Here is a 24756-nt window from a genome sequence, read left to right on the forward strand (position 1 = left end):
AGCGCGGCAACATAGGGCACAATCGACGGCGCGTCGATTGGGGCGGAGGCATGGCGCCACGCCCTCACCCTCATTCCCCGCGAAAGCGGGGAATCCAGTACGCCGCGGCCTCACCGCATAATCACAGGTGTCTCGGCGTACTGGATCGCCCGGTCAAGCCGGGCGATGACAGCGGAGTGTACGGCAACGACCGAGAACGTCGCCCCTACCCCGCTGCGCCCGCGACCTTCGCCTGCTTCACTGGCGCCACCTCCGTCGTCGCGATCAGGCGCTTCAGCTCGGGGATGCAGGAGCCGCAATTGGTGCCGGCCTTGAGCCTGGCGCCGATCTCGGCCGTCGTGCGCGCCCCAGTCGCGATGGTGTCGCAGATGGTGCCGCGGCCGACGCCGAAGCAGGCGCAGACGATGGGGCCGGTCGATGCGGCGCCCTCGCTGGACTTGCCGGACAGCAGCATGCGGCGCTGGTCGTCGGTGACCTGATCGGCCACGAACAGGCTCTTCACCACCTCCCAGTCGCCGGCATCATGGGCGGGTCCGACGAACAGGCAGGTCTCGATGCGGTCGCCCGCGAACGAGGCCGCGCGATAGACGCCGCCGCCGAAATCGCGGTACTCGGCGACATCCTCGCCGGCGACACTCTCGAGCCAGGCGGGCCAGCGCGACAGATCGGCGTTGTCGGCGAAGAGATAGCCGAAGCCGCCGCTGACCGTGACGCGCGTCCACAGCAGATTGGGCGGCAGATCGAGCTGTTTGCGCGACAGCGCGAAGCCGCGGAAAACGTATTCATAGGGCGCGATCGCTGCCGGCGTCGCCTTCGATTCCGGCTGCCCCGAGAACGGGTCGGTGAAGGACTGCACCAGCGCGCCGACGCGGCCGTGCGAGGCGTTCATCGCGCTCCAGTGGATCGGCACGAACAGCGTGCCGCGCTGCTGCCGATCGCTGACGACCACCTTCAGGATGCACTGCCCGTAGTCGGTGGTGATGCGGGCATAGCCGTCGTGGGCGATGCCGAACTTGCCGGCGTCATCGGGATGGACCTCGACGAACGGCTCGGGCAGATGCGCGCCCAGCCGCTGGCTGAGGCCCGTGCGCGTCATGGTGTGCCACTGGTCGCGGATGCGCCCGGTGTTGAGCCGCAGCGGACGCGACGCGCCGGTCTCGCCGCGCAGCGACGGCATCTCCGGCGCGACGAAACGGCCTTTGCCGTCATTGGTGAAGAAGCCGCCCGTCGCAAAGAAGCGCTCGCCGGACGCCCCGCCTTCGCGCACCGGCCACTGCACGGGCTTCAAGGCGTCGAAGGCCTCGTTCGAGAGCGAGGTCAACGCGCCGATGTCGAAATCGCGGCTACCATCGTTCTCGAACGCCGAAAGCGCCGCGTGCTCGCGGAAAATATCGGCGGCGGATTTGTAGTCAAAACTGTCGCCGAAGCCGAGACGTTTTGCGGTCTCGCTGAGAATCCACCAGTCCGGCCGCGCCTCGCCCGGCGCCGGCAGGAACGAGCGCTGGCGCGAGATGCGCCGTTCGGAGTTGGTCACCGTGCCCGACTTCTCGCCCCAGGCGAGCGCCGGCAACAGCACATGCGGGCCGGCCTCGACCGTGTCGTTGGAGAGCACGTTCTCGGAGACCACGAACAGCTCGAGCTTCTTCACTGCCTCGCGCACGAAGTCCGCATCGGGCAGCGACACCGCAGGGTTGGTGCCCATCACCCACAGCGCCTTGACCTCGCCGCGGTTGATCGCCTCGAACAGCTGCACCGCCTTCAGCCCTTCATGGGTGGCGATGCGCGGCGCCTTCCAGAACCGCCTGACACGGTCGATGTCCGGCGGCGTGAAGTTCATGTGCGCGGCGAGCTGATTGGCGAGACCGCCGACCTCGCGGCCGCCCATCGCGTTGGGCTGGCCGGTGAGCGAGAACGGCGAGGCGCCCGGCTTGCCGATGCGGCCCGTGGCGAGATGACAATTGAGGATCGCGTTGACCTTGTCGGTGCCCTGCGCCGACTGGTTGACCCCTTGCGAATAGAGCGTGACGACGCGCTCGACGTCACGGAACATCTTGAAGAAGGTCGCGACGTCCTGCTCGGAGAGGCCTGTGGCCAGCGCGGTCGCGGTGACGCTGCCGGCGATGTTGCGCGCACGCGCCAGCGCGTCGTCGAAGCCCGACGTGTTGCCCGCGATGTAGTCCTGGTCCAGCGCGCCGCTGTCGGCGAGATGAACGAACAGGCCCGAGAACAAGGCGGTGTCGGTGCCGGGCTTCAGCCCCAGGAATAGATCGACATCGCTCGCGGTGTCGGTGCGGCGCGGATCGATCACGATCATGCGGGCGCCGCGCTCCTGCCTGTTCTTCAGCATGCGCTGGAACAGGACCGGGTGGCACCAGGCCGCGTTCGAGCCGACGAAGACCAGCAGGTCGGCCTGGTCGAGATCCTCGTAGCAGCCGGGCACGGTGTCGGCGCCGAAGGCGCGGCGATGGCCGGCGACCGAGGACGACATGCAGAGCCGCGAATTGGTGTCGACATTGGCGGTGCCGACAAAGCCCTTCATCAGCTTGTTGGCGACGTAGTAATCCTCGGTCAGGAGCTGGCCCGAGAGATAGAACGCGACCGCGTCGGCACCGTCGCGCGCCACGATGTGCTGCATGCGGTGGGCGACGTGGTCGAGCGCATCGCTCCAGGCGACGCGCTCCAGCACGCCCTTGCAGCGGATCATCGGGTAGAGCAGCCGGCCCTCCAGCCCGACGGTCTCGCCGAGCGCCGAGCCCTTGGAGCACAGCCGGCCGAAATTGGCGGGATGGTCCGGGTCGCCGGCGATCGCCGCTCCGCCCTTGCCGTCGGGCGTTGCCAGCACGCCGCAGCCGACGCCGCAATAGGGGCAGGTGGTCTTGGTGGTCCGGAGCTTCGGGTCGATCGCCGTCATATCGAGCTGCCTTATCAAGCCGCCTCTATCAAGCCGCTTTGGAAGGACGCGCGAGCGCGCGGCCGAACATCATGTCGGTGCGGATCGTCGCCACCTTGTCGCGGTTGCGGATCAGTTCGAGATACCAGAGCGCGTCGACGGTATCGCCGATCAGCACCGCGCCGGTGAGCCGGCCGTCGGCGATGACGAGCTTCTTGTAGGTCCCGCGCCTGCGGTCGGTCAGCACGAGGCTCTCGCTGCCCTCCCCGCCCATGAAGTCGCCGGCGGAGAACACGCTGACGCCCGAGACCTTGAGATTGGTCGAAACCACGCTGCCCTGATAGGCGGCGGGCCGGCCGGCGAGATGCCGGGCCAGCACGCGCGCCTGCTCATAGGCGGGCTCGACCAGGCCATAGCAGGTGCCGCGATGCTCGGCGCATTCACCGAGCGCGAAGATGTCGGGTGACGCCGTCTGCATGACGTCGTTGACCACGATACCGCGGTAGACCGCGATGCCGGCGTCCTTGGCCAGCGCGACGTTGGGCCTGATGCCGGCGGCAAAGATCACCGCATCGGCCTCGATACGGCTGCCGTCGGCGAGCTCGACGGCTTCGACGTGGCTGTCGCCATGGATGCACTTCGTGCTGGCATTGAGCAGGATGCGGATGCCCTTGCGCTCGACCAGCGTCTTGAGCAGGTCGGCGGCCGGCCCATCGAGCTGGCGCTCCATCAGCCGGTCCATCAGATGCAGCAGCGTCACCGGGGCGCCGGCCTTGGCAAGCCCATAGGCCGCCTCCAACCCGAGCAGACCGCCGCCGACCACGACGACGCGCTTCTTCGCCGCCGCAAGCGTCAGCAGCAGGTCGACGTCGCGCGTGTCGCGGAAGGTGTGCACACCGGCGAGATCGGCGCCCGGCACGTTGAGCCGCAGCGGCGTCGATCCCGTGGCGAGCACGAGCTTGGAATATTCCACGCTCTCCTCGCCCTCGATCTTGAGCTCGCGGCGGCCGGTGTCGATCTCGGTGACGCGGTAGCCGTAGCGCACCGTGACGCCGCGATGGCGCCACCAGTCGGCCGGCCGGAGCTCGATCTCGTGCGAGCCGGTCTCCCCGGCCAGCACGGAGGAGAGCAGCACGCGGTTGTAAGCGAGCCTGGGTTCATCGCCGATAACGGCAACCGCGTAGCGGCCAAGCGCAGTCTTGGCGAGCTCGTCGACCAGACGCGCGGCCGCCATACCGTTACCGACGATGACCAGCGGTTCACTCACAAGGCATCTCCTATTCGGCGGCCTGCGCCTGTGCGCCGTAGGCCTCGGAAATCATGTAGCCGGACAGCACGCCGTAGGCGTCGGTCCAGGCCGTGGCGAGTTCGGGCGTCCAGGCTTCGCCGAGACCCTTCTCCAGGGTCCACAGCAAGGTCGCGCCGACCACGGGATAGTGCTCGGCCTTGGCGCCGTACGCGACGTGGCGCTTGGCGAGCGCGGAGGCCGCGGGAAGAATCGAGTCCAGGTTCGACAGGCCGCCGACGACGGCGGCGAGCATGCCCATCAGCTTCTTGCGCTGCTCGGTCATGTCCTCGGGAAACATCGCGCGCACGGACGGCGCCACCTCGAACAGGCGATCGTAGAACAGCACCGCGGCGGTTTCCGAAATCGGCGCGACCTTGGCGAAGCTCTGCTGGATGAGGGCGATCTGTTCTGAAGTCATAATGTTCTCCTGCCTGTTGGGTTTGCCTTGGTGCGCGCCATTGCGAACCAGGTTCATGGTCAAACTGTCGGGCAATGCTTCTCCCCGCGTACGGGGAGAAGCGAGATTCATACCAAGCGGTCACACCCTTGCTTCGGCGAGGCTTGGCGCGCCTTCACGCTGCGGGCTGCGACGCAGGTAGAACCACCAGGTCAGGCCGAGGCAGGACGCGTAGAAGGCCAGATAGATCGCGAGCGCGAGCTGCGGACCGCCGGTCATGGCGATCGACTTGCCGAAACCGCTCGGGATCAGATAGCCGCCGACCGCGCCGATCGCGCCGATGAAGCCAACTGCCGCACCGCTCTCGATGCTCGCCGTCTTGAGCGCGAGTGCACGCGCCGCATCGCCCTTGCCGCGCACCTTGAACAGGTTCTGCTCGCGGAAGATCGAGGGGATCATGCGGTAGGTCGAGCCGTTGCCGATGCCCGTCGTCACGAACAGGATCAGGAACATCGACAGGAAGCCGATGAAGTCCTTCTGCCCGACGAAATAGAGCACGCCGACCGTGGCGCCCGCCATCAAGATGAAATTCCAGAAGGTGATGACCGAGCCGCCGATCTTGTCGGCAAGCCAGCCGCCGAACGGGCGCGACAGCGAACCGACGAGAGGCCCGAGGAACGCGATCGCGATCGTCACCGACGGGAACTGCGTCTTGATCAGCAGCGGAAACGCCGCGGAATAGCCGATGAAGGATCCGAACGTGCCGATATAGAGGTACGCCATGATCCAGGTGTGCTTGCGCTTGACCACCGCCAGCTGATTCCCGATCGACGACTTGGCCGTGGTCAGGTTGTTCATGAAGAACACCGCGCCGAACACCGCGATCGCGATCGGCAGCACCCACATCAGGCCGGCGTTCTGAAGGAACACGCCGTCGACGGGGGTTGCCTGGAACAGGTTGATGACGGCGAGCGTCATCAGGATCGGGGTCAGGAGCTGCACGCTGGAGACGCCGATATTGCCGCCGGCTGCGTTGAGGCCCAGCGCCCATCCCTTCATCCTGTCCGGGAAGAAGAAGGAGATGTTGGTCATGCTGGAGGCGAAGTTGCCGCCGCCGAGACCCGCGGTCGAGGCGATCAGCAGCATCAGCCAGAACGGCGTGTCGGGCAGGCTCACGAAATAGGCGAGCGACAGCGTCGGAATGAACAGGATCGCCGCGCTGAAGATGGTCCAGTTGCGACCGCCGAACGTCGTCACCGCGAATGTGTAGGGAAAGCGCATCAGGGCGCCGATCAGGCCCGGCACGGCAACGAGCTGGAACAGCTGGTCGGTGGTGTAATGGAAGCCTGCCTGCGGGAGCTTGGTGGTGACGATGCTCCAGATCAGCCAGACCGAGAAGCCGATATGCTCGGCCACGATCGACCAGATCAGGTTGCGTCGCGCGATAGTCTTGCCAGTCGCGTTCCAGAACGCCTCATCTTCGGGGCGCCAGTCTGAAATCCAAGTTGGATTCTTCGTCATTGAGTATCCCTTCTAGGCTCACCGCTGCGTCGTTGCAGGCTCTGCCTCCGGCCACGGAGGCGCGCTCCGAGGCTTCACCCCGGTGGCGAGTTCACGATGCTGATTGATGATGTTGAGGGACGTCGTCGTTGGCGTCGCGCAAATGCATTTCAATTTCCGTGCCAATTGCGCGCGTTCGGGAAATACAGGGAATTCAGGGGCTTGTTCGAATTGACCGAAATTTTTGCAGGGCTATTTCGCACGCAAATCTTGCGATTCGCTCAATCCTTGTGCGGCGCACAAGGATTGAGCGAGGTGTCGATTATTTAGGCGCGCATATCTTCCGCGTTAAACCTCCGTTTACGCGGCTTCTACGAAGCGATGACGCTCGTAGAGGAATTCGAGCACGCGCTGCCGGCACTTCAGGTAGGTGGTGTTGGTGGCGAGCTCGAGCCGCTTGCGGGGACGCGCCAGCGGCACCTCCAGCACCTCTCCGATGCGCGCGCTCGGCCCATTCGTCATCATCACGATACGGTCGGACAGGAGCACGGCCTCATCGACGTCGTGGGTGATCATCAGAATGGTGTTGCCGAGCTTCTGGTGCAGCGCCATCACCGAGTCCTGCAGATGCGCCCGGGTGAGCGCGTCGAGTGCGCCGAACGGCTCGTCGAGCAGCAGCACTTTCGGCTCCATCGCCAGCGCCCGCGCGATGCCGACGCGCTGCTTCATGCCGCCGGAGATTTCGGAAGGACGCTTGTCCCTGGCATGGGCCATCTGCACCAGGTTGAGATTGTGCATGACCCAGGCGTCGCGCTCGGCCCGCGTCTTGGTCTTGGCGAAGACCTTGTCGACGCCGAGCTTGACGTTCTCGTAGACCGTGAGCCACGGCAGCAGGCTGTGGTTCTGGAACACCACGGCGCGATCGGGCCCTGGCGAATTGACCTCGCGGTTCTCCAGCAGCACGCCGCCGGTCGAGGCGTTGGTCAGCCCTGCGATGATGTTGAGCAGGGTCGACTTGCCGCAGCCGGAATGGCCGATGATCGAGACGTATTGCCCCTTCTCGATGGTCAGGTTGATGTCCTTCAGGACTTCCGTGGTGACGGTGCCGCGGGAAAAGATCTTGTCGATGTGGTCAAGCTTCAGATAGGCGGTCATGTGTCCCTCCCCTCAGTTCGTCGCGGTGCCGCGGGTGACGATCTTGCCGAGGCCCGCGATCAGGCGATCGAGCACGAAGCCGACGATACCGACATAGATCAGCGCCAGGATGATCTCGCTGATGTGCGAGGAGTTCCAGGCGTCCCAGATGAAGAAGCCGATGCCGACGCCGCCGATCAGCATTTCGGCGGCGACGATGGCGAGCCACGACAGACCGATGCCGATGCGCAGGCCGGTGAAGATGTAGGGCGCGGCCGCCGGGATCATGACCTTGCCGAAGAACTCCAGCGGATTGAGCTGCACGACGGCCGCGACGTTGCGGTAGTCCTGCGGGATGTTGCGGATGCCGACCGCAGTGTTGATGATGATCGGCCAGATCGAGGTGATGAAGATGACGAAGATCGCCGAGGGCTGGCCGTCGCGGAACGCTGCGAGCGAGAGCGGCAGCCAGGCGAGCGGCGGGATGGTGCGCAAGACCTGGAACAACGGATCGAGCCCGCGCATCGCCCAGACCGACTGGCCGACCAGCACGCCGAGCGCGATGCCGGCGATCGCGGAGAGCGAATAGCCGAAGGCGACGCGCTGAAGGCTGGCGGAGAGATGCCAGAACAGGCCCTTGTCGATGCCGCCATGGTCGAAGAACGGATCGAGGATCAGCTCCTTGGTGTCCTTGAATACCCGCGACGGTGGCGGCAGCGCCGAGCCGGCGCGGCGGCAGACCAGCTCCCACACGAGCGTCAGCAGCGCGATCACGACGAGCGGCGGGATCACGCGCACGGCGAGCTCCCTTGCCATTCGCGCATAGGTCTCGCTCCGCGGCGGCCGCTTCGGCGTCATCGCGACGACGGGCGCGGCGCTTCCCGCGGGCGTCGCGGTCTCAACCTCAATCTTCGTGGCAGGCATGTTCATCGCTATCTCTCTCCGGCTCCGGGACGATGCGGCCGCCTCGCGGCGGCCGCAGGGCTCCATCAGACTTCGACGCGCTTGATCGCGAGCGACTTCAGATAGGCCGCCGGATTTTCGGGATCGAACACCTTGCCGTCGAAGAAGGTCTCCTTGCCGCGCGAGGTCGAGGCCGGAATGTCGGAGCTGGCGACGCCGAGCGTCTTGGCCGCGTCCTTCCAAAGGTCCTCGCGGTTGACCTTGGCGATGAGCGCCTTGCTGTCGAAGCCGGCTTCGTACTTGCCCCAGCGGATGTCCTCGGTCATGAACCAGAGATCGTGGCTCTGGAACGGATAGGAGGCATGATCACGCCAGTACTTCATGATGTGCGGCGAGTTCTCGACCACCTTGCCGGCGTTGCCGTAGTCGAACTTGCCCTTGGCGCGATCGGCGATGTCCTCGACCGGGCAGTTGATCCACTGCCGCTTGCCCATGATGGTGGCGAGCTCTTCCTTGTTCTCCATCTTGTCGGCCCATTGCTGGGCTTCCATCACCGCCATCAGGATCGCCTTGGCGGCCTTCGGGTTCTTGTCGACCCAGGCCGCGCGCATGCCGAGCGACTTCTCCGGATGCTTGCTCCAGATCTCGCCGGTGTTGACGGCGGTGTAGCCGATGCCCTGGTGGACCAGCTGCCCGGGCCAGGGCTCGCCGACGCAGAAGGCGTCCATGGTGCCGACCTTCATGTTGGCCACCATCTGCGGCGGCGGCACCGTGATGGTCTCGACGTCCTTGTCGGGGTCGATGCCGCCGGCGGCGAGCCAGTAGCGGACCCAGAGATCGTGCGTGCCGCCCGGGAAGGTCATCGCGACCTTGGCCGACTTGCCTTCGGCCTTCTTCTTCTCGAACGCGGCCTTCAGCACCGACGCATCGGCGCCGACCTTGAGGTCGGCATATTCCTTGGCAACCGAGATGCACTGCGCATCGAGATTGAGCCGCGCCAGGATGTACATCGGCGTCGGCTGGTTGTTCTGCGTCACCTTGCCGGCCGAGATCAGATACGGCATCGGGGTGAGGATGTGCGCGCCGTCAATGCCGTTGCCTTCCGAGCCGAGCACGAGATTGTCGCGCGTGGTGCCCCAGGAGGCCTGCTTCTGCACGTCGACATCGGGCATGCCGTGTTTGGCGAACAGGCCCTTGTCCTTGGCGACGAAAAGCGGACCGGCGTCGCTGAGTGCAATGAAGCCGAGCTTGGCGCCCTTGACCTCGGGGCCTGCGTCCTGCGCGAACGCGCCGGCGGGGAAATTGAGCTTGGCGGCGGCAAGAAGGGCAGCGGTGCTGCCGGTGGCCTTCAACAATTGACGGCGGCTGAGGCCAGTCTCGGAGGGCCGGCGGATGCGCTTGGTCATCGGTGGTGTCGTCCTTTTGCGTCGTTGCGGAATGATTGCGTCAGTGCGCACGAGCAGCCCGTCCGTCCGTGACGCCCGAAAAAGGCGCATGCGAACGCGCGACGGGGGGACCCCCGTCTGGTGGCGTCAGCAAAATCGGATGAGAAGTCTCGCGGGACGGCTTCAATGGCGTCGACTAGGAACTATTCAAGCTTCATGCCAAGCGCCACATCTCAGAAATAACTGAGTATTCAATGCGTTAGACACGCCGCGCCAGTCTGTCGCAGGCTTTCTGCGCACGCGAAATCTGCGGACTGCTCATTTCTTGTGCGTCGCACAAATCTTATGCAGCCGCCTAAGCAAAAGGCCGCAGAACCGGCAAAAGCCCGATCAAGGCATGTCCTATCTAGTTGAAATCGCTCACTTTTTCCATCGCGTTCAAGCGGCACGCGACTTGCATTTCCACTGGCGTCAACGAAGACTGCGGCTTGCCGCATTGTTGCAGCCTCTGGCGGCTGCAAACCGGAAGCTCAACTGCTTCGCGGCCCTTTTCGGCTCAGTCGTCGCGACGCGATTCCCAAGGCTTCCAGACCTCCATAGCCCCTCGTGCGCGGCAGAGCTGTCCGCACGGCCCAAGACGCTCAGCCACGTTCAGCCGCGCTCTCTTTGGGGGCGTGTCGATCTCATTTATGAAGCAAAAGGAACCATTGATGTCGTATCTCGCGCCTTCGGAATTCGTCACCAAGATGGTGGATGCGGGCGAGTCCAAGATCTTCATGTCCACCCGGGATACCATCATCCGGGCCTATATGGCCGGCGCCATCCTCGCGCTGGCGGCCTGGTTCGCCGTCACCATCAACGTGAACACCGGCCAGCCGCTGGTTGGCGCGCTGCTGTTCCCGGTCGGCTTCGTCATGCTGTACCTGCTCGGCTTCGACCTGCTGACCGGCGTGTTCGTGCTCTCGCCGCTCGCCCTCATCGACAAGCGCCCGGGCGTCACCTTTGGCGGCGTGCTGCGCAACTGGGGCCTCGTCTTCGTCGGCAACTTCGCCGGCGCCTTCACCGTCGCCTTCATGATGGCCTTCGTCACGACCTTCGGCTTCACCCAAGACCCTGACAAGGTCGGCGCGGCGATCGGCAATATCGGTGAGGGCCGAACGCTCGGCTATGCCGCGCATGGTGCCGCCGGCATGGCGACGCTGTTCATGCGCGGCATGCTCTGCAACTGGATGGTCTCGACCGGCGTCGTCGGCGCCATGATCTCGACCTCGGTCTCCGGCAAGGTCATCGCGATGTGGATGCCGATCCTGGTGTTCTTCTACATGGTGTTCGAGCACTCCGTGGTGAACATGTTCCTGTTCCCGTCGGGCCTGATGCTGCACGCGAAGTTCTCGATCATGGACTATCTGATCTGGAACGAGATCCCGACCGTGCTCGGCAACCTCGTGGGCGGCCTCGCCTTCACCGGCATGACCCTCTACGCCACGCACGTCATGACCCTGCCGAAGCGCCAGGCCGGCAAGACCACGCGGCCCCGCGTCGCGGCCTGATCAAACAACGTCTCGACAGGGGAGCCTCGCCCGAGCAGGGTGAGGCTCCCCTTTGCCGGTGATGACGATGACCCGCGGACTCCTGATTTCGATCGGCCAGCACTCCGACAGGGGTCGCAAGCCCGTCAACCAGGATTTTCACGGCGTCCTGATTCCGGAGGAGCCGCTGCTCAGCCTGAAGGGCATCGCGGCGGTTCTCGCCGACGGCATCTCCAGCAGCACGGTGAGCCAGATCGCAAGCGAGTCGGCGGTCAAGAGCTTCCTGATGGACTATTACTGCACGTCGGAATCCTGGACGGTGAAGACCTCCGCCCGCCGCGTGCTCGACGCGACCAATTCCTGGCTGCACGCGCAGACGCGCAAGAGCCAATATGCCTGTGACCGCGACAAGGGCTATGTCTGCACCCTCAGCGCCATGGTCATCAAGGCGACCACCGCGCACATCTTCCACGTCGGCGACTGCCGCATCTACCGCGTCGCCGGCAAGGCGCTCGAGCAGCTGACCGACGATCACCGCATTATCGTGTCGTCGGAGCAGACCTATCTCGGCCGCGCGCTCGGCATCAACCCGCAGCTCGAGATCGACTACCAGACGATCGAGATCGAGGCCGGCGACACCTTTATCCTCGCAACCGACGGCGCCTACGAGTTCGTCGACCATCGTTTCGTCACGAGCGCTCTCAACGAGCACGCAGCCGAGCTCGACGGCGCCGCGAAGGCGATCGTGGACGAAGCCTACCGGCGCGGCAGCGACGACAACATCACCGTCCAGATCCTCCGCATCGACGCAGTGCCGCGGCGCGACTCGGCCGGCATCTTCAATCAGACCTTCGAACTGCCGCTTCCCGCGCTGCCCGAGCCGCGGGCGATGTTCGACGGCTACAGGATCGTCCGAGAGATTCACGGCAGCAGCCGCAGCCACATCTACCTTGCCGTCGATGCGGAGACCGAGGAGCCGGTCGCGCTCAAGCTGCCGTCGATCGACCTGCGCGACAATGCCGCCTATCTCAAGCGCTTCCTGATGGAGGAGTGGATCGCACGCCGCATCGACAGCCCGCACGTGCTCAAACCGCTGTCACAGTCGAGACGGCGCAGCTACCTCTACGTCGCGACCGAGTTCATCGAGGGGCAGACCCTGAGGCAGTGGATGCTCGACAACCCGCGTCCCGATCTGGAGACGGTCCGCAGGATCGTCGAGCAGATCGCCACGGGGCTTCGCGCCTTCCACCGCATGGAGATGCTGCACCAGGACCTCAGGCCCGACAATGTCCTGATCGACAAGACCGGCACCGCGAAGATCATCGACTTCGGATCGGTCAGGGTGGCCGGCGTCGCAGAGGCGGCGCCGCTGGGTGAGACCGACGAAATTCTGGGAACGGTCCAATATACCGCACCGGAGTATTTTCTCGGCGAGAGCGGCTCGCCACGCTCCGACATGTTTTCGCTGGCCGTGATCTGCTACGAGATGCTGACGGGAAGGCTCCCCTATGGCACCCAAATTGCCAGGATCCAGCGCAAGTCGGACGTGCGGAGACTTCGGTATCGTCCCGCCGACGACGACCGCAACGTCCCGGCGTGGGTCGATGGAGCGCTCAAGCGTGCGCTCCATCCCGATCCCTACAAGCGGCATGAGGATCTGTCCGAATTCGTCTTCGAACTTCGCACGCCTAATCCGGCCTATCTCGACACGCGGATCACGCCGCTCCTGGAGCGTAGTCCGCTGATGTTCTGGAAGCTGACCTCGGCAGCGCTCGCCTGCGCCGTCGTGGTCCTGCTCGCGATGTTGCACGCGCGGTAGGGCGTGTGCTCATGAGACACAGACGTCAACTCCTGGCGGCCAAGCGGGCATAATGGCCGGTCAGAACATTATCGCTGGTGACCCAACTGAGACATTGGCGCGGGGCTTCCGTCCCGCGTTTTGCGTTTGCTTCGCTCGCCGCATCCTGGATCAACTACCGGTATTTGTTCTTCGGCTCGGAGCTGGCACCGATCTCTCGAAGCATTGCTCTGGCAGCCTGTAGATCCGGGGTCCCAAAGCCCTCAGTGAACTGGCTATAGAGCGGGCTGAGGAGGTCGTGAACCTCGCCACGCCGCCCCTGTTCTCTGCACAGTCCTGCAAGGCATGTTGTTGCACGCAACTCCCACAGCTTGGCGCTCTGCAGTCGTGCAACTGACGCCGCTTGCCGAAACCGCGCTTCCGCAGCGGTCGGATCGGCCTTCCGCAGCCGCAGCATCAGCTCGCCCTTCATCCGATGGAGCTCGGCCTCGAACCACCGCTCGCCGGTTTCTTCCACTCGGCCCAGCGCCTTTGCAATCAGATCCAAGCCTTCCTCCACTGCGCCGGAACGGCCGAGGGCCTCAGCCTGAAGGCCGAGGAAATACGGCTCATAGAGTCCGGCCCCCGTGGCTTGCCAGGCTGGGAGGCCCTGCCGAAGTTGCGCCAGCCCTGTGTCCGTCTCTCCCGACTGGAGCAGAGCCCATCCCCGGATGGTCGACGCCGCTGCGAGGAAATGCGGAAAATTCTGCTCGATCGCCAACTCAACCAGTGCCTCGGCTCGGTCCCGCGCCTCACGCCCGGCCCGGCGGAACTGCTCGAAGAATGACGCAAACAACAGGGCGTATCCCAGCGTGTTGAGGTGAGCGAGTTTGAGGGCGGCCTCGATCGCTTCGCGGCTCCGCGCCCGGGCCTGCTCCGGATAGCCCAGCGCAAACAACGTCCATGACAGCCCCGACAGCGCCGCGACCCGAGGATCCTGCACGTAGAGAAATGCGAGCGGGTGATGTCGCTCCGGATCATAGAGGGCGAGCGTCCGCTCCAGATCACCACGGGCAGCAGCTGCCTCGCCGCGCCAAAAGGCGCCAGTCCCGCGGACGCGGTGAGCCACCAAGGTGACGGAATCCTCCTGTTGGTCCTGCGCTCGGCGTACAAACTCGTCTGCCACTTCGCGCGCCGCGTTGTGCTCGGCGCGCACGCCGTGGAACACCCATTGACCGTAGAGCACGGGCCAGAGCTGGGTGGTGGCCCCAATCTGCTCGCAGAGCTCGCGGGCACGGGCGTTGGCCCGCCCGGCTTCCGGCGCCGCCCAGCCTTGCGTGGCCATTAGCGCCACGCCCAACGCCACCTGAAGGTCGAGTTCTCGCCGCCGTCGATCGGCCTCCGGCAGGCCGGCGAGCAGATCCAACCCGTTCCGCAACTGCGCGAGCGCTTCGACCATAGCCGAGCGGGAGATGGCTCGCCGTCCCGCCCTGAGCCAATAATCGATCGCCGGTTCGGCCAGCCCGGCCTTCATGTAATGGTGGGCCAGAAGCTCGGGTTGCACCTGCACTGTCTCTGGAAAATGCTGCTCGAGCGCGGCGGCGATCCGCCCGTGCAGGCGCTGCCGCTTCGCGCGCACCAGGGTCGCATAGGCGGCGTCCTGCACGAGCGCGTGCTTGAAGCTGTAGGTCGCCAGGGGCGGCGTCCCGCGCCGGAACACCAGGCCCGAGCCGACGAGGTCGTCCAACGCCGCCTGCAGTTCGCTCTCCGGTAGCGCCGCTGCAATAGCGAGCAGTTCGTGAGAGAACTCCCGGCCAATCGCGGCCGCGACCTGGGCGACCTCACGGGCCGGAGCCAGCCGGTCGAGGCGGGCCAGCAGCGACTCCTGGAGCGTGGCCGGAATCGCCATGGGCGGCAGCGGTCCGGCGAGCGCGTAGTGGTCACCCTCATCCCGGAGCAGATTTGTCTCCAGCACGGTCCGCGTCAGCTCCTCAACGAACAGCGGCACGCCGTCCGTCTTGGCCACGATCTGGTCGAGCACCGCAGGAGGCAGCGCCTTGCCGCTGCTCAACTCCGCGACCATGTTCGCGCCCTGCCGGCGGCTCAAGCGGCTAAGGGTCAGCGCGGTGGCATGGGCATGGCGTGTCCAGGGCGGATCGAACTCGGGCCGGAAGGTGATGAGGACGAGCACGGGGGCGCCTTGCACCCGGTCAACCAGGAGATCGAGCAGCTCGAGCGAGGTCGGATCTGCCCAGTGCACGTCCTCGAACAGGGCGAGGACGGGCCGGCGCGTCGCGAGGCCCAAGACCTGGTTGACCAGCTCCTCGAGCATTCGCTCCTTCTGCCGATGTGGGCTCAGATCGAGCGGCGGGTAGCGCCCATCCGTCTCGAGCGACAGCAATGCCGCGAGCAGCGGGGCCACCAGGGTGACATCATTGCTCGAGAGCGCAAGCAGCGCCTCGAGCTTGTCGAGCCTCGTTGCGGCGGGATCGTCTGCAGCGAAGCCCGCCGCCCGCTCCAAAAGCCCGATCACCGGATGCAGCGGGCTGGTCTGATGGTGCGGTGAGCAGTAGTGGCTCAGGACCGTATGCGCCTCATCTTCAAGTCGCCCGCGCAGCGCCCGCAGGAGGCGCGACTTGCCGATGCCGGGCTCGCCCGCCAGCAGCACCACCTGGCCCTCCCCATCCTTGGCGCGCTCCCACTGCTCGAGCAGCAGGCCGATCTCATGCTCGCGACCGACAAGCGGCGTCAGACCTGCCCCGTGAAGTGCCTCGAACCGGCTCTCGGCGGCGCCTTCTCCGACCACGCGCCACGCCCGCACCGGAACGGGAAACCCCTTTAAGATCTGCAGGCCGAACTCGGCGAGTTCGAACAGCCCACCAACGAGCTCGCGGGTGCGGGCGGAGATCATCACCGTGCCCGGCTGCGCGAGGGCTTGCAGCCGCGCCGCGAGATTCGGCGTATCGCCGACCACCGTCTCCTCGCGCGCCGCGCCTTCACCGATCAACTCGCCGACAACCACCGACCCGGTCGCGATGCCGACACGGGCCGCCAACGTCTCGCCGTGTCCCGATCCCAGGCTCTGCACCGCCACGACCGCGGCAAGGCCGGCCCGCACCGCGCGTTCGGCCTCATCCTCATGGGCGCGCGGGTAGCCGAAATAGGCCAGCACACCATCTCCCATGTACTTCGCCACATGCCCTTCGAACCGCGCGATCGCGCCCGCCACTGCACTCTGATAGGTCCGCAGCACTTCGGCCATTTCCTCCGGATCGAGCCGCGCCGCGAGCGCGGTCGAGTCGACCAGATCGACGAACATCACGGTGAGTTGGCGGCGCTCAGCCTCGGCTGCAAGTGAGACGCTGGCGGAGATGGCGGCGGGTGCGGCCGTAGCAGGGGCGGCCACCGAAATTGAGCCGACCCGCAGGGCGGCGATCGCCGCGAGCAGCTTGCGGCGATGACCGATCGAGGTGACACCGAGCCCAATCAGGTCGTCGGCCGTTAGGTCGGCGAGCACGTCGGCATCGATGTCGTTCTCGCGGAACGCCTGTGCGTACTGTCCCAGTCCCAGACCACACAGCCAGGCCGTGACGTCCATGGGCTCCTCCCGGCTTTCGTCCTCAGAGCACCAAGGTGGGTCAGCCTACCGCAAGACAGCTCGAGCGGGGGCGCGATAAAACGTCACGAGCTGACTGCGGGCGACGACAACTCCTGGCATCTTTGAGAGTCGCCGAGGCCGCGCCGCCGGACGCAGCCGACGAAATCCTGGGAACGGTCCAGGACACGGCGCCGGAGTATTTTCTCGAGCAAGGCGGCTCGCCGCGCTCCGACATGTTTTCGCTGGCCGTGATCTGCTATCAGATGCTGACGGGAAGTTGCCCTACGGCACCCAAATCGCCAGGATCCGCCGCAAGGCGGATGTGCGGAGGCTCAAATATCGTCCGGCCGGCATGGGTCGACGGCGCGCTTCGGCGCGCGCTGCAGCCCGATCCCTACAAGCGGCATGAGGATCTGTCCGAATTCGTCTTCGAACTTCGCACGCCTAATCCGGCCTATCTCGACACGCGGATCACGCCGCTCCTGGAGCGTAGTCCGCTGATGTTCTGGAAGCCGACCTCGGCAGCGCTCGCCTGCGCCGTCGTGGTCCTGCTCGCGATGTTGCACGCGCGCTAGGCGTATCAGGACGTCATCCAGGGGCGCGAAGCGAATCCCAATGCGCAATTGTGCATTGTGGGATCCATTGGATCGCAGTGGCTCTTGAGAAATAGATTCCGGGCTCGCGACATTGTCGTTGTCGCGCCCCGGAATGACCGAGCAAAACAGCAACAACGGAGACACGCCGTGAGCAGCGGTATGGTTGTCGCCATTCATCCGTTCCTGCTCGGCCTGCTCTTTCCGTGTCGTCAGGCAGAGGCCGCGATCTCGGAGACGAAGTCGCGATAGGAGCGCAGGGGACGTCCCAGAAGCGCGGTCAGACGCTCGACATCGCCGGCCTCCGGGACCATTCCCTCGGTGAGGAAACGCTCGCTCATCAGCCGCATGTCGAAGGCCATCCAGTTCGGCATGAACTGCCTGAGGTTCTTCTCGAAGCCGGCGGTATCGTCGCCGGGATAGGCGATCGTGCGACCCAGCACCTCCGACCAGACGGCGGCGGCATTCGCGCCGGTCAGCGTTTCGGGACCGACGAGATTGATGCGGTCGAGCGGGAGCCGTGTCGCGGCGCGCTCGCGACGGATGAGCTCTATCGCCGCGATCTCGCCGATGTCGCGTGCATCGATCATGGCGAGTCCCCTGCTCCCGATGGGCATCGGGTAGACGCCGTATCCGGTCACCACGTCCTTGATCGTAACATCGTTGTTCATGAAATAGGCGGGGCGCAGGATGGTGGCGTTGAAGCCCATCTGCTCGATCATCCGCTCGACGCCGAACTTGCCTGCAAAGTGCGGCACGTTGACGTAGCGATCGCTGTGGATCACCGAGAGGTAGACGACCCGCTCGACGCCCGCCTCGCGGGCCACGTTGAGCGCGATCAGCGCCTGCGTGAATTCGTCCGCGGCGACTGCGTTGAGCAGGAACAGGGTCGAGACACCGGTCAACGCGCCGCGGAGCGAGTCGACATCGAGCAGGTCGCCCTGCGCGACGGTGACGCCTGCCGGGAAGTTCGCCTTCGCGCGATCGCGCACGAGAGCGCGAACATCGGCGCCACGTTTGACGAGTTGTTCGACGACTTGGCGGCCGATGGTGCCGGTTGCGCCGGTAACGAGGATGGTCATGGGGATCACTCCGGGTTTGGGGTCAGAAGACACCTCGGAAATTAGTGATCCACATTTGGATCGATAGACGATATATTTAGACATACCGTCTCATTGGTGGAACAGATGGATTTGCCCGCCCTCGCCGATTTCAATCTTGTTGCCCGGCACGGAGGGTTCGGACGGGCCGCACGCGCCGCAGGACGCCCAAAAGCGACCCTGTCCCGCCGGGTCGCAGAACTGGAGAGCAACCTCGCCCTGCGCCTGTTCGAGCGCGGATCGCGCACATTGAAGCTCACCCAGGAGGGACGGGCGCTGTACGAGCGGACCGGCGCACTGCTCACCGAGCTCGACGAGACGGCGGCAGCAATCGCCTCGGGCGGGGACAGGCCGCGAGGCAGCTTGCGGATCAGCGCGCCCTTGCTCTTCTCGCAAACCGCGATGGGGAAGCTCGCGGCCGGATTCGCGCTCAGATATCCGGAGGTGCGGCTCGAGGTCACGACGGAAGATCGCTCCGTCGACATGGTGGAGGAAGGCTACGACCTGGTGATCCGGGTCAATCCCGATCCGGATGAAAACCTTGTCGGTCGAATCTTTCTGCGCGATCGGCTGGTGGTCGTGGCGAGTCCGAGCCTGAAACGGCCGAGAGACAATCTCGCTGTACCGGCTGTCATGCGCGGAGCAGGCGACCGGAAAACAACCTGGGAAGTAACGGTGCCAACCGGAAGATCGCGCATCGCGGTTGATCCGGTCCTTCGCCTGTCATCACTCGTCATGGTCCGCGATGCGGTCCGATCAGGCGTCGGCGCCGCACGGCTCCCGGTGTCACTGGTCAGCCACGACCTCGCTGCCGGCACGCTGGTGCATTGGGGTGACATCGACGGACCAGAGATCGCGTTGTGGACGCTCTATCCATCGCGCCGGCTCTTGAGCGCGCGCGTATCCGCTTTCCTCGAGTTTATGAAGGAAGCCTTTCCGATGGGGACGCCTGACGAGCTGGCGGCCTTTATCGGGCGCTGAAGTACACCCCGGCTGCTAGCCGTCACGCCGGCTCCGTCGCCTTCACCCCGAGCGGCTTCGGCGCCACGCCGCCGCCGGGCTTGAGGTGGAATTCGTAGGTCATCAGGTGCCACTGCCCGTTCGCCTTGGTGCCGTCGGGCATCGCCGGGTCGTTGCGCGGCTCGACCTTGGCGACGAGGTCGTCCTTGACCCCGAACACCACGTCGGAATCGAGATATTTGTCGCCGTCCATGAAGACATGCGTGATCAGCGGCTCATAGCCCTTCGCATTGACGAGGAAGTGCACATGCGCCGGGCGCATCGGATGGCGATTGGTCTGCACGATCATCTCGCCGACAGGACCATCGGTCGGGATCGGGTAGCTGCACGGCAGGATGGTGCGGAAGAAGAAGCGGCCGTCGCTGTCCGTGATGAAGCGCGCCCGCGCCGAGGCGCCGACCTCGTCATAGTTCGGCTTCTGTGAATCGTAGAAGCCGTCGTCATCGGCATGCCAGACGTCGACGGGAACGCCCGCAAGCGGCTTGCCCTGGAGGTCGGTGACGCGGCTCTGCACGAACATCCGCTCGCCGGTTTGATTGTTCGGCGAGATGTCGGTGCCGTGCGCGGTCACCTTGTGCTCGCCGACATAGAACGGGCCGAGCACCGTGGTCTGGGTGGCGCCCTCGCGATCCCTGTGGTTGACCGCGTCCACCAGCATGGAGACGCCGAGCACGTCGGAGAGCAGGATGAACTCCTGGCGGGTGTCGGTGCATTTATGACCGGTGCGGGTCAGGAAATCGATGGCGTATTCCCATTCCTCGAAGGTGAGGCCGGTCTTGCTCACGTAATCGTGCAGCGACTTCACCAGTTCCTGGAGCAGGAATTTTGCACGCGGGTTCGGCGTCTGGTCAAAGCTCCGGACGACGGCTTCGGTGAGTTCGGTCTCGTTGAACTGGGTCATGGTGCGTTTGCCTTGCGTTTTTCTCGTTGCCCCATGAGAGGTCCTTGGGGCTCCTTGGTGGCGTTCCAGGCCGGACACTACACCACTCGGCCGGCCCGCGTTAAGCGTGACCGGCTTGGAATGCGGCCGCCATTTGGCTATCAACTTTCCAACAAAACTGCCCGGAGGAACTGATGCTCGCCCCCACCCCCGCCTCGCCCGAATCCGTCGGCATGTCCAAGGCCGCGCTCGACCGCGTCGATGCGCACCTGAAGAACCGGTACATCGATGCCGGCCGCTTCCCGGGCACCCAGCTCCTGGTTTACCGCCGCGGCAAGATCGCGCACAGCTCGGTCCAGGGCTTTGCCGATGTCGAGCGCAAGGTGCCGGTCAAGGACGACACCATCTACCGCATCTATTCCATGACCAAGCCGCTCACCAGCGTCGCCTTCATGATGCTGGTCGAGGAAGGCCTCGTCGCGATCGACGAGCCCGTCGCCAAATACATTCCGGAATGGAAGGATCTCGGCGTGTTCGTCGCCGGCACCGCGCCGGCCTTCCTGACCCGGCCGCCGTCGCGGCCGATGCTGATCGTCGATCTGTTGCGCCACACCGCCGGGCTGACTTACGGCTTCCAGCAGCGTTCCAATGTCGATGCCGCCTATCGCACCGAGAAGATCGGCGAGGTCGAGAAGTCAGGCACGCTCCAGACCATGATCGAGGCGCTCGCGAAAATCCCGCTGGAGTTCTCGCCGGGCGACGCCTGGAACTACTCGGTCGCGACCGACGTGCTGGGCTACCTCGTCGGCAAGATTTCCGGCATGCCGTTCGAGCAGTTCCTCAAAGCACGCATCCTCGACCCGCTCGGCATGACCGACACCGATTTCCACGTGCCGGCGTCGAAAGCCCATCGCTTCGCCGCCTGCTATTCGGCGGACCCGGGCGGCGGCATGACCTTCCACGCCGGCCAGCGCCGCGAGGGCCTGACGCTTCAGGACGACCCGGCCACGAGCTCGTTCCTGTCACCGCCCTCGTTCATCTCGGGCGGCGGCGGCCTGTGCTCGACGGTTGCGGACTATCTCACCTTCTGCCGGGCGCTGCTCAACGGCGGCGAGCTCGGCGGCGTCAGGCTGATCGGGCCGAAGACGCTGGCGCTGATGACGAGCAACCACATTCCGGGCGGACGCACGCTGCCCGAGGTGTCACGCTCGCTGTTCTCGGAAGCCGCCTATAACGGCATCGGTTTCGGTCTCGGCTTTGCCGTGACGATGCGCCCGTCCGAAACGTTGATCGCCGGCAGCCCCGGCGAATACAATTGGGGCGGCGCGGCCACGACCTCGTTCTGGATCGACCCGGCCGAGGAGCTGATCACCATCTTCATGACGCAGGTGCTGCCCTCGAGCGCCTACCCGCTCCGGCGCGAGCTGCGCAGCATGGTCTACGCCGCGATCACCGAGAGCAATCTGTAACCGGTTGAACCGATTCCGCGGCCGCCGGCCGCGGGATCGCGATATCGGACGCTCATCTGAGCATCTCCGGCACGATCAGGCGCGGCAGGAACAGCGACACGCTTGGCCAAACGATGACCGCCGCCAGCACGAGCAGCATCGGGATCAGCATGATCACCGTGTCCTTCAGTGCAAAACGCAGCCGCACGCCGGCGATCGAACAGGCGATCATCAGACATAAGCCATAGGGTGGCGTCACCAGTCCGAAGGCCAGCGATACGATGGAAATGATCGCGAACTGGACCGGATGCAGATCTACGGACTTGGCCAGCGGCTCCAGCACGGTGCCGACGATGATGATCGCCGGGATGGCGTCGAGGAAGCAGCCCACCACCAGAAAGCAGAAGGCGATGAAGAAGCCGGCCGAGACGGCGCCCATGCCCCATGTCGAGACGTTGGCCAGCAGCGCTTGCGGAATCTTGTAGTAGGCGAGCAGCCAGCCAAACGCACTTGCGGTGCCGACACAAAACAGCGCTACACCGGCAAGACGCCCGGTGTCGAGCAAGGCCTTGTACAATTCGCGCGGACCTGTCTCGCGGTAGAAGAACGCCGAGAGCGCGACAGAATAGAGCACCGCTACGCAGGCGGACTCGGTCGCGGTGAACCACCCGAGCAGAATGCCGCCGACGATGATGAATGGCGTCATCAGCGCCGGCAGCGACTGCCAAATGGCGCATCGCATCTCGACCCAGCTCGACTTCGGGTAGGTCGGGTAACCACGGCGCACCGCATAGATGTGCACCGTCGCCATCTGCGCGCCCGCGATCAGCAGACCCGGCACGATGCCGGCCAGATACATCGCCGCAATCGAGGTCGAGATCAGCCCGCCCCACACGATCATGAGGATCGACGGCGGGATGATGACCGCCAGAACCGCCGACACCGCCGTGATGGCGATGGAAAATGACAGATCGTAGCCCTCCTTGGTCTGCGCATCGATGAAGATCTTGGACTGGCTCGCCGCATCAGCGGTGGAGGAGCCCGAGATGCCTGCAAAGAACACCGACAGCACCACGTTGATCTGCGCCAGGGATCCCGGCCAGTGCCCGACCATCGAGCGCGACAGCGCCACCAGCCGGTCGGTGATGCCGCCGATGCTCATCAGATTCGCCGTCAGCAGGAAGAACGGCACCGCGAGCAGGATGAATGAATTGTACGCATTGAAGGTCTCCTGCGCGAGCGTCATCAGCGACAGATGCGGCTCGATCAGCAGGATCGGCACGCAGGCAAGGCCGAGCGCGAAAGCGACCGGCACGCGCACGACGAGCAGGCCGATGAAGACCCCGAACAGCACCATCGCAGCCTGTCCGGCAGAGAGTACATTGCCGTTCATCGCCGTGCCCCAAACAGAACGCGCATTTCATCGATGATCTGTTCACCCGCAAAGACGATCCAGGTGGCGCCGGTCACAGGCCAGGCGACGTGAATCAGCCAAAGCGGCAGATCGGCCAATTCCGAAGTTCTGTTCCAGGCAAAGCGGGTGAACTCGATGCCGGCCCATACGAACACCAGCGCCAGCGCCAGCACGCCGAGCCGCGCGAGGACCCGCACCGCAGCCTCCGACCGCTGCGACAGATCAGGCCACACGTCGACCTCGAAATGCTGCGCCTCCCGCACACCGACCATGGCCCCGATCATGATCGTCCAGATAAACAGGAACCGCGCCATCTCCTCCGTCCAGATGTAGGACGGAATGAAAGGCGTGTAGCGCGAGATGATTTGCAGCGTAACCGGAACAACCAGGACGCCGACGCAGCCGGCCAGCAGGAATTCCAGCAATTTCGCATAGGCCGCCGTTACGCGACGCCACAGCGATGGTGTGGACCGGACGGGCATTTCAGACATTGGGGCTCCGTGGGGCAGCTCATCCGCCACGTCCGGGCAGGAAGCGGGGCCTGCCCGGAATGTTGTCGGCGAACGCAACGACCTCAGACGACGTTGATCTTCTCGAAAATGCCTTCCGCACCGATTTCCTTGGCGTAGGTGGCCATCACGGGGTCGGCGAGTTTCTTCATGGCGTCCCGCTCCTCGAAGGGAACGCGCTTGAGCTTGCCTGCCTTCTCGAGCGTGTCGAGCTTGACCACCTCTTCGCTCGACTCGAGCTGACGGCCGTAGTCGCCGGCCTCCTTGCCGGCCTTCATGATCGCGTCCTGCAAATCCTTCGGCAACGTCTTCAGCGTCTTCACCGAGAAGCAGATCGGCCGGATCGACACGGCGTGCTGGGTCAGGTTGAGATACGGCGCCACTTCGTAGAACTTCATCGCCTCGACGCCGGCGGCTTCGTTTTCGCCGGCCGATATCACACCGTTCTGGATCGCGTTGTAGATTTCGTTATAGGCGATCACGGTCGGGCTCATGCCGACGGCCGCAAAGGTCTTCGACCAGATCGGCGCGCCCTGCACGCGAACCTTGAGGCCTTTGAGATCGGCGAGGTTCTTGAGCGGCTTGTTGGCAAAGATGTTGCGGATGCCGCCGCCGGAATAACCGATCAGAACGACCTCGGCTTTCGCCGCGACCTCGTCGGCGATCGGGGCCAGGATATTGGCTTCGACGACCTTGTTCATGTGCTCGATGCCCTTGAACACGAAGGGCGCATCGATGAACGGCGCCGCCTTGGCAAAGGTCGACATGTGAGCCGGCGAGACGATGCCGTAATCGACCGCTTTGCCTTGCGACATGTACTCGAAATACTGCTTCTCGAGGCCGAGCGAGGAGTTCTTGTGCAGGGTGAAGTTGACGGGCTTGCCGTAGTACTTCTTGACCAGCTCTTCGAACCGGATCAGTGCCCGGTTGAAGGCGTGGTCGTCGTTGAACTGGACCGCGCCGTTCAGCGTGATCGGCGCTTGCGCCCTGAGGATCGACGGCATGCTAATCGTAGCCGCCGCAGTGGTTGCACCGATACCAGCGAGAAATGATCTTCGCTTCATCGTCTCCCCTCCCTTTGTTGCTCCGCCCCTGTAACCGGAGCGTGAGCGCGGCCGGCATACGGCCAGCGTTCGGGGAGGGTATGAAAAACTACGGCGGGACGGAAGCCAATTCAGATGCGTCATCTGGACAATGATGAGCCCTGCGCTGATACAGTTCGACGCAGGACCCGCACTCACACGATCTATTGCACTGCAACCTTCACCTCCTGGACGCTCCTTCAGCGGACTGGAACGGGTGCGGTACATGACCAATTGAGCGGTGGCGCAATGGCGGCCCTGCTTTATGCTTCGGCTGTCCGGCGCCGCCGCGCTGGAATCGGGACGTCC

The 24756-nt window shown here is 64.8% G+C and carries 17 protein-coding genes and 1 pseudogene; 5 read left to right on the plus strand and 13 right to left on the minus strand.

Going from position 1 to position 24756, the window contains the following annotated elements; translation table 11 throughout:
* Nucleotides 1-205 precede the first annotated feature (205 nt).
* From XI09_RS35905 to XI09_RS35935, 7 genes are all read right to left on the minus strand, one after another.
* Nucleotides 206-2911: a nitrate reductase gene (locus tag XI09_RS35905; protein WP_271571096.1), complete on the minus strand. Its 2706-nt coding sequence runs from the start codon at nt 2909-2911 to the stop codon at nt 206-208.
* A gap of 28 nt (nt 2912-2939) precedes the next feature.
* Nucleotides 2940-4157: an NAD(P)/FAD-dependent oxidoreductase gene (locus XI09_RS35910; protein ID WP_271571097.1), complete on the minus strand. Its 1218-nt coding sequence runs from the start codon at nt 4155-4157 to the stop codon at nt 2940-2942.
* Nucleotides 4158-4167: 10 nt separating this feature from the next.
* Nucleotides 4168-4596, minus strand: coding sequence for a globin family protein (locus XI09_RS35915; RefSeq protein WP_271571098.1), 429 nt, complete (start codon nt 4594-4596; stop codon nt 4168-4170).
* Nucleotides 4597-4716: 120 nt separating this feature from the next.
* Nucleotides 4717-6096, minus strand: a complete 1380-nt coding sequence (locus XI09_RS35920; RefSeq protein WP_271571099.1) for an MFS transporter — start codon at nt 6094-6096, stop codon at nt 4717-4719.
* Between the two features lie 339 nt (nt 6097-6435).
* A complete protein-coding gene (locus XI09_RS35925) occupies nt 6436-7230 on the minus strand; it encodes an ABC transporter ATP-binding protein (protein ID WP_271571100.1) in 795 nt (264 codons plus the stop codon).
* Nucleotides 7231-7242: 12 nt separating this feature from the next.
* Entirely contained in the window at nt 7243-8139 is an 897-nt protein-coding gene (gene ntrB, locus XI09_RS35930) for a nitrate ABC transporter permease (RefSeq protein WP_271571101.1), read from the minus strand.
* A gap of 59 nt (nt 8140-8198) precedes the next feature.
* Nucleotides 8199-9518 (minus strand): CmpA/NrtA family ABC transporter substrate-binding protein, encoded by a 1320-nt coding sequence (locus XI09_RS35935; RefSeq protein WP_271571102.1) that lies wholly within the window; start codon nt 9516-9518, stop codon nt 8199-8201.
* Nucleotides 9519-10207: 689 nt separating this feature from the next.
* Between XI09_RS35935 and XI09_RS35940 the strand changes: the two genes are divergently transcribed.
* Together XI09_RS35940 and XI09_RS35945 are read left to right on the plus strand one after the other, a co-directional pair.
* The gene (locus XI09_RS35940) at nt 10208-11047 is read left to right on the plus strand and encodes a formate/nitrite transporter family protein (RefSeq protein ID WP_271571103.1); all 840 of its coding nucleotides are present in this window, start codon (nt 10208-10210) and stop codon (nt 11045-11047) included.
* 61 nt (nt 11048-11108) lie between these two features.
* Nucleotides 11109-12845 carry a bifunctional protein-serine/threonine kinase/phosphatase gene (locus tag XI09_RS35945; protein WP_271571135.1) on the plus strand — a complete coding sequence of 579 codons (1737 nt, stop codon included), beginning with the start codon at nt 11109-11111 and terminating at the stop codon, nt 12843-12845.
* 154 nt (nt 12846-12999) lie between these two features.
* On the opposite strand, the gene XI09_RS35950 is transcribed toward XI09_RS35945, so the two are convergent.
* Entirely contained in the window at nt 13000-16401 is a 3402-nt protein-coding gene (locus XI09_RS35950; protein WP_271571104.1) for an AAA family ATPase, read from the minus strand.
* Nucleotides 16402-16529: 128 nt separating this feature from the next.
* Here XI09_RS35950 and XI09_RS35955 point away from each other — a divergent pair.
* Nucleotides 16530-16976, plus strand: a pseudogene (locus tag XI09_RS35955) (bifunctional protein-serine/threonine kinase/phosphatase); the annotation flags it as partial.
* Nucleotides 16977-17206: 230 nt separating this feature from the next.
* Here the strand turns inward: XI09_RS35955 and XI09_RS35960 are convergent.
* Nucleotides 17207-18076, minus strand: coding sequence for an SDR family oxidoreductase (locus XI09_RS35960; protein ID WP_271571105.1), 870 nt, complete (start codon nt 18074-18076; stop codon nt 17207-17209).
* Between the two features lie 105 nt (nt 18077-18181).
* Between XI09_RS35960 and XI09_RS35965 the strand changes: the two genes are divergently transcribed.
* Nucleotides 18182-19075, plus strand: a complete 894-nt coding sequence (locus XI09_RS35965; protein ID WP_271571106.1) for a LysR family transcriptional regulator — start codon at nt 18182-18184, stop codon at nt 19073-19075.
* Between the two features lie 22 nt (nt 19076-19097).
* Here XI09_RS35965 and XI09_RS35970 read toward each other — a convergent pair whose 3' ends face one another.
* The gene (locus tag XI09_RS35970; protein ID WP_271571107.1) at nt 19098-20015 is read right to left on the minus strand and encodes an intradiol ring-cleavage dioxygenase; all 918 of its coding nucleotides are present in this window, start codon (nt 20013-20015) and stop codon (nt 19098-19100) included.
* Between the two features lie 173 nt (nt 20016-20188).
* Here XI09_RS35970 and XI09_RS35975 point away from each other — a divergent pair, with 173 nt between their 5' ends.
* Nucleotides 20189-21463 (plus strand): serine hydrolase domain-containing protein, encoded by a 1275-nt coding sequence (locus XI09_RS35975; protein WP_271571108.1) that lies wholly within the window; start codon nt 20189-20191, stop codon nt 21461-21463.
* A 52-nt stretch (nt 21464-21515) separates the two neighbouring features.
* Here the strand turns inward: XI09_RS35975 and XI09_RS35980 are convergent, their stop codons facing one another.
* The 3 genes from XI09_RS35980 to XI09_RS35990 all read right to left on the minus strand — a co-directional run bounded on the left by XI09_RS35980 (nt 21516) and on the right by XI09_RS35990 (nt 24429).
* On the minus strand, nt 21516-22835 hold the full coding sequence (locus tag XI09_RS35980) for a TRAP transporter large permease (RefSeq protein WP_271571109.1): 1320 nt from the start codon (nt 22833-22835) through the stop codon (nt 21516-21518).
* Nucleotides 22832-23347 carry a TRAP transporter small permease gene (locus tag XI09_RS35985; protein ID WP_271571136.1) on the minus strand — a complete coding sequence of 172 codons (516 nt, stop codon included), beginning with the start codon at nt 23345-23347 and terminating at the stop codon, nt 22832-22834. The genes XI09_RS35980 and XI09_RS35985 overlap by 4 nt, the downstream gene beginning before the upstream one ends.
* Nucleotides 23348-23430: 83 nt before the next feature.
* Nucleotides 23431-24429: a TRAP transporter substrate-binding protein gene (locus XI09_RS35990; protein ID WP_271571110.1), complete on the minus strand. Its 999-nt coding sequence runs from the start codon at nt 24427-24429 to the stop codon at nt 23431-23433.
* Nucleotides 24430-24756 lie beyond the last annotated feature (327 nt).

This window comes from Bradyrhizobium sp. CCBAU 11386, assembly GCF_028128955.1.
Taxonomy (GTDB): Bacteria; Pseudomonadota; Alphaproteobacteria; order Rhizobiales; family Xanthobacteraceae; genus Bradyrhizobium.